Origin of the sequence: Pseudomonas sp. EGD-AK9 (assembly GCF_000465935.2) — a bacterium.
GTDB lineage: Bacteria > Pseudomonadota > Gammaproteobacteria > Pseudomonadales > Pseudomonadaceae > Aquipseudomonas.
In genome coordinates this window covers 1-5,162 of the sequence record NZ_AVOF01000238.1, presented here as the reverse complement: position 1 = coordinate 5,162, position 5,162 = coordinate 1, and the positions used below count along the sequence as shown (strand labels likewise).

Below are 5,162 nucleotides of genomic sequence, written 5' to 3'. Positions count from 1 at the left end.
GCATAAGGATCGACTGGCCCGCCAGCCAGGCCTGGTCCAGCAGCGCCAGCGGCACGCGGGTGGTCTTGCCGGCGCCGGGCGGCGCCTCCAATACGGCTTCGTCACGGGCGGCCAGGGCCTCGCGCAGGGCCGGCAGCAGGGCATCGATGGGCAGGGCGTTCATGGGCTCTCCACGGCAGGCCGGCGATTATAGCGGCGAACTGCCAACAGACCCGCAGGTCTGAAGCAGCGGGCAGCAGTTTTGCAATCACCGCCTTGCTATAGTTGCGCCACTTTTCTCCCTGGAGGTGCTCGATGCGCACGCAATCCCGCGTTATCGCCGGCGTTCTCGCCGTCGCCCTGTTCACCCAGCTGACCGCCTGCGGCACCCTGTTCTACCCGGACCGCCGCGGCCAGATCGAAGGCAAGATCGACCCGGCGGTCGCCGCCATGGATGCCATCGGCATCCTGTTCTTCGTCATTCCCGGGCTGATCGCCTTCGCCATCGACTTCGCCACCGGCGCCATCTACCTGCCCGGCGGCCAGACCGCCCAGCTCGACCCGCAGCAGCTCAAGCAACTGGTGGATGCCGAGGGCAAGCTCGACCAGGCCGGCCTCAAGGCGCTGATCGAGCGCAGCACCGGTCACCAACTGCCGCTGGACGACCCGCGCCTGATCCGCCACAGCGGCAGCGTCCAGCAACTGGCCGCCTTCGGCCTGCGCCCGGCGGCCTGAGCCACTCATGCAGATCCAGCGCCAGCATGCCCGACTGATGCGCCTGGCCACCGCCGCGGCGCTGGCGGTGGCGTTGAGTCTGGTGCTGGCCAAGGCGATCGCCTGGTGGCTGAGCGGCTCGGTCAGTCTGCTGGCCGGGCTCACCGACTCACTGCTCGATAGCGCCGCCTCGCTGATCAACCTGGTGGCGGTGCACTTCGCCCTGCAGCCGGCCGATGAGGATCACCGCTACGGCCACGGCAAGGCCGAAGCCCTGGCCGGCCTCGGCCAGTCGCTGTTCATCGGCATCAGCGCCGTGCTGGTGGGGATTCAGGGCGTGCAGCGCCTGCTCGCGCCGCAGCCGCTGGCGGCCGAGGGCCTGGGCATCGCGGTGATGTTGCTGTCGCTGGCGCTGACCGTCGCCCTGCTGCTGTTCCAGCGCCACGTGGTGCGCGAGACCGGCTCCACCGCGATCCACGCCGACTCGCTGCACTACCGCTCGGACATCCTGCTCAACGGCAGCATCCTGCTGGCCCTGCTGCTGGCCAGTCTCGGCTGGCAGCAGGGCGATGCGCTGTTCGCGGTAGGCATCGCCGGCTACATCCTGTGGAGCGCCGTCAGCATCCTCCGCGAAGCGGTGGCGGTGCTGATGGATCAGGAACTGGCCCCGGAGATCAGCACGCGTATGCACCTGCTGGCCTGCAGCGTGCCCGGCGTGCTCGGCGCCCACGACCTGCGCACGCGCATCTCCGGCACCCGCTGGTTCGTCCAGCTGCACCTGGAACTACCCGGCGAGATCAGCCTGTCCCAGGCCCACGCCCACTGCGTGGCGGTGGAGGCGGCGATCCGCAGCGAATTCCCGCGCGCCGAGGTGCTGGTGCACGCCGACCCGCCGGAACTGGTCGAGCGCTGAGGCGGCCGCTCGCGCCCAGAGCCGATGAGCGGCTGGTGCGCGGCGCACCCTACGAACCCGACTCGCCGTCTACGCGACCAATAAAAAAGGGGCCTTGCGGCCCCCTCGGGAAATCTGTCCGGTGCTGGCGGTGTTGTCGCCGCTTTCGTCGCCCGCCTGGTTGGGCAGTGCGGACCCGGGTGCCGGTGCGATCCGGTGGGATCGCCGGCGCCGGCTCGCCTGGTTGGGCGAGGCCGGTGGGACTTGTCGTCCGGGCCGTGAAACTGAAAGAAAGCTTACGCCCGCAGCGCCGAAGAAAGATTGCGAACATTGCTCACAAACCTGCCACTTGCGCAATTTTTAACTAAGCGCGCATGATTAAAAGCAATCTAATCAGACAGCGAGCCAAAAGTGGACAAACTCGACCGCTACGACCTCAACATTCTCGCCGAATTGCAGCGCGACGCCGGCCTGTCCAATCAGGAGCTGGCCGAACGCATCGGCCTGTCGCCCTCGCCTTGCTCGCGGCGGGTCAAGCAGCTGGAGGACGACGGCTACATCCTCGGCCAGGTCGCCCTGCTCGATCGCAAGAAGCTCGGCCTGAGCCTGACCGCCTACGTGCTGATCGGCATGGATCGCCACACCCCGGAGCGCTTCGAGCATTTCCAGGAGCAGATCCGCAAGTGCCCGGAGGTGCTCGAATGCTGCCTGGTCACCGGGATGGACGCCGACTACCAGCTCAAGGTGGTGGTGCCGGACATGGATCACTACCAGAAGCTGCTGCTCGGCACCCTGACCCGCATCGACGGCGTCTCCAGCGTGCGCTCCAGCTTCGTCCTGCAGCAGATCCTCTCCAGCACCCAGCTGCCGCTGCAGCACCTGCGCGACTGAAGGTCGCAGGCCCAGCGCGGAAATGCCGCAGGGCGAATCGGGGCGCGTATAATCTGCGCCCCGCGTTTGCCGTCCGAACCACGAGGCCCCATGGAAACCGAACAATTCGAAGCCCTGATGATGTACGTGCTGGTCGGCGGGCTGATGCTGTTCATGTTCTTCATCATCTGGGACCTGGCGAAGAAGTCCAAGGCCGGCCGCCTGGGTACCGCCATCCTGTTCCTCGGCCTGGGCCTGTGCCTGTTCGCCTTCCTCGCCAAGCCGATCATCACCTACATCATCGAGACCGCCCGCGGCATTCACGGCTGAGGCCGACCACGGCACGGACGAGCCAGGCGCAAGCGCGCCGCCACTGACAAGGAGTTTGCATGAGCGCCGCCAACCTGGTGATGCAGAGCTATGGACGCTGCTGCGCCAGCCCCGCTTTCTTCGACGATTTCTACCGCCATTTCCTCGCCAGCTCGCCGCTGATCCGCGAGAAATTCGCCAAAACCGACATGAGCGGGCAGAAGCAGCTGCTGCGTCAGGGCATCCTCAACCTGGTGATGCACGCCCGCGGCCTGCCCGATACCAAGCTGCGCGCCCTCGGCGAATCGCACTCGCGCCAGCGCCTGGACATCCGCCCCGAACTCTACGACCTGTGGCTCGACGCGCTGCTGCTGAGCATCAGCGCGCACGACAAGGCGTGCGATGCGGATATTCGCCAGGCCTGGCGCGAGGTGCTGAACAAGGGCATCGCGGTGATCAAGGCGGGCTACTGAGGGCCAGCGTGTATGGCGGACATGCCGGAGGCTTGTCCGCCATGGGATGGGCAGAGGTGGACAGGGCTTCGCCATATCCAGCCTACGAAAGCCGCGCCGGCACCTCGCGCCATTGCCCCGGCTGCAGGCCATCCAGGCACCAGGGGCCGATGGCCACGCGCACCAGGCGCAGGGTGGGCAGGCCGACCGCGGCGGTCATGCGCCGTACCTGGCGGTTGCGGCCCTCGCGGATCACCAGTTCCAGCCAGGCGGTCGGCACGCTCTTGCGAAAGCGCACCGGCGGATTTCTCTCCCACAACTGCGGTTCGTCCAACAGGCGCGCCTGGGCCGGCAGGGTCGGACCGTCATTAAGCGTCACGCCGTCGCGCAACTGCTGCAGCTGCGCCTCGTTCGGCTCGCCTTCCACCTGCACCCAGTAGGTCTTCGCCAGCTTGTGTTTCGGATCGGCAATGCGCGCCTGCAGGCGGCCGTCGTTGGTCAGCAGCAGCAGGCCCTCGCTGTCGCGGTCCAGGCGCCCGGCCGGGTAGACGCCGGGCACCTCGACGAAATCCTTGAGCGTGGCGCGGCCCTGCTCGTCGTTGAACTGGGTCAGCACATCGAACGGCTTGTTCAGCAGGATCAGCCGTGGCTGCGCGGGCGGCGCCTTGGCCACCCGGCGCGGGGCGGCGGGACGGCGACTGGCGGGAGGACGAGGGCGGGACATGCGGCGGGCTTCGGTGGAACTGGGTCGCGCAGTGTAACTCACGATAAGCGGCGCTGATGGTGCTTCCCCGCCGTAACGCGGCGACTAAGCTGCTGATTCAGTCCCCTCGCAACAGGAGTCAGTCATGAGCAGCAGCGCCGAACTAGCCACCTTCAGCGGCTGGGCCGCCACCGCCCCGGGCGCCCCGCTCGAACGCCACAGCTACGATCCCGGCCCGCTGGGCGCCGAGGAGGTGGAAGTGGCGGTGGAATACTGCGGCATCTGCCACTCCGACCAGTCGATGATCGACAACGAATGGGGCAATGCGCGCTACCCCTTTATCCCCGGCCATGAAGTGGTCGGCACCATCGTCCGCCTCGGCGAACAGGTGCGTGGCCTCGCGCTGGGCCAGCGCGTCGGTATCGGCTGGTACAAGGGCAGCTGCATGCACTGCGGCTCGTGCATGGAAGGCTCGCACCAGCTGTGCCGCTCGGTGAAACCGACCATAGTCGGCAGCCACGGTGGTTTCGCCGACCGCCTGCGCTCGCACTGGGCCTGGGCCGTGCCGCTGCCCGAAGGCCTCGACCCGGCGCTGGCCGGCCCGCTGTTCTGCGCCGGCTCCACGGTGTTCAGCCCGCTGCTGGAGTTCGACGTCAAACCCACCGACCGCGTCGGCGTGGTCGGCATCGGCGGCCTCGGCCACCTGGCGCTGCGTTTTCTCAATGCCTGGGGTTGCGAGGTGACCGCCTTCACCTCCTCGCTGAGCAAGCAGGACGAAGCCAAGCGCCTGGGCGCGCACAGGGTGGTGGCCTCCACCGACAGCGCGGCGATGAAGGCGATTGCCGGCACGCTGGATTTCCTCCTGGTCACCGCCAGCGCCGATCTGGACTGGCAGGCGCTGATCGCCACCCTGCGCGGCAAGGGCCGCCTGCACTTCGTCGGCATAGTGCCCAGCGCCATCCCGGTGCACGTGTTCAACCTGATCCCGCAGCAGAAGAGCCTGTCCGGCTCGCCGGTGGGCTCGCCAGCGAGCATGGCGACCATGCTCGAATTCTGCGCCCGCCACCAGATCCTGCCGCAGGTCGAGCACTTCCCCATGAGCCAGGTGAACGCGGCCATCGACCACCTGCGCAGCGGCAAGGCGCGCTACCGCGTGGTGCTGGACGCCAGCCGCTGAGGCTCAGGCGAGCGGCCAGGCCGCTACGATGCCCTCCAGGGCGCGCTTGAGCTCGGCGCGGCTGGC

8 protein-coding genes are annotated in these 5,162 nt (G+C 67.9%); 6 read left to right on the top strand and 2 right to left on the bottom strand.

What is annotated here, in order from left to right; translation table 11 throughout:
* The coding region (locus N878_RS29525) for a hypothetical protein (protein ID WP_021443912.1) at nucleotides 1-163 on the bottom strand (163 nt) is incomplete at its 3' end.
* 131 nt (nucleotides 164-294) lie between these two features.
* Between N878_RS29525 and N878_RS12095 the strand changes: the two genes are divergently transcribed.
* The 5 genes from N878_RS12095 to N878_RS12075 all read left to right on the top strand — a co-directional run bounded on the left by N878_RS12095 (nucleotide 295) and on the right by N878_RS12075 (nucleotide 3,237).
* Entirely contained in the window at nucleotides 295-714 is a 420-nt protein-coding gene (locus tag N878_RS12095) for a hypothetical protein (RefSeq protein ID WP_021443911.1), read from the top strand.
* Between the two features lie 7 nt (nucleotides 715-721).
* The gene (locus N878_RS12090; RefSeq protein ID WP_021443910.1) at nucleotides 722-1,606 is read left to right on the top strand and encodes a cation diffusion facilitator family transporter; all 885 of its coding nucleotides are present in this window, start codon (nucleotides 722-724) and stop codon (nucleotides 1,604-1,606) included.
* A gap of 390 nt (nucleotides 1,607-1,996) precedes the next feature.
* On the top strand, nucleotides 1,997-2,476 hold the full coding sequence (locus N878_RS12085; protein WP_021443909.1) for an Lrp/AsnC family transcriptional regulator: 480 nt from the start codon (nucleotides 1,997-1,999) through the stop codon (nucleotides 2,474-2,476).
* Between the two features lie 90 nt (nucleotides 2,477-2,566).
* Entirely contained in the window at nucleotides 2,567-2,785 is a 219-nt protein-coding gene (locus tag N878_RS12080) for a DUF2788 domain-containing protein (RefSeq protein ID WP_003240295.1), read from the top strand.
* 59 nt (nucleotides 2,786-2,844) lie between these two features.
* A complete protein-coding gene (locus N878_RS12075) occupies nucleotides 2,845-3,237 on the top strand; it encodes a globin (RefSeq protein ID WP_021443908.1) in 393 nt (130 codons plus the stop codon).
* Between the two features lie 82 nt (nucleotides 3,238-3,319).
* On the opposite strand, the gene N878_RS12070 is transcribed toward N878_RS12075, so the two are convergent.
* A complete protein-coding gene (locus N878_RS12070; RefSeq protein ID WP_021443907.1) occupies nucleotides 3,320-3,889 on the bottom strand; it encodes a pseudouridine synthase in 570 nt (189 codons plus the stop codon).
* A 175-nt stretch (nucleotides 3,890-4,064) separates the two neighbouring features.
* Between N878_RS12070 and N878_RS12065 the strand changes: the two genes are divergently transcribed.
* On the top strand, nucleotides 4,065-5,096 hold the full coding sequence (locus N878_RS12065; RefSeq protein WP_021443906.1) for an NAD(P)-dependent alcohol dehydrogenase: 1,032 nt from the start codon (nucleotides 4,065-4,067) through the stop codon (nucleotides 5,094-5,096).
* Nucleotides 5,097-5,162 lie beyond the last annotated feature (66 nt).

Excerpts from the sequence above, each read along its gene's own strand:
- N878_RS12095 (WP_021443911.1), top strand. The coding sequence starts at position 295 with ATGCGCACGCAATCCCGCGTTATCGCCGGCGTTCTCGCCGTCGCCCTG.
- N878_RS12075 (WP_021443908.1), top strand. The coding sequence starts at position 2,845 with ATGAGCGCCGCCAACCTGGTGATGCAGAGCTATGGACGCTGCTGCGCC.
- N878_RS12090 (WP_021443910.1), top strand. The coding sequence starts at position 722 with ATGCAGATCCAGCGCCAGCATGCCCGACTGATGCGCCTGGCCACCGCC.
- N878_RS12065 (WP_021443906.1), top strand. The coding sequence starts at position 4,065 with ATGAGCAGCAGCGCCGAACTAGCCACCTTCAGCGGCTGGGCCGCCACC.
- N878_RS12080 (WP_003240295.1), top strand. The coding sequence starts at position 2,567 with ATGGAAACCGAACAATTCGAAGCCCTGATGATGTACGTGCTGGTCGGC.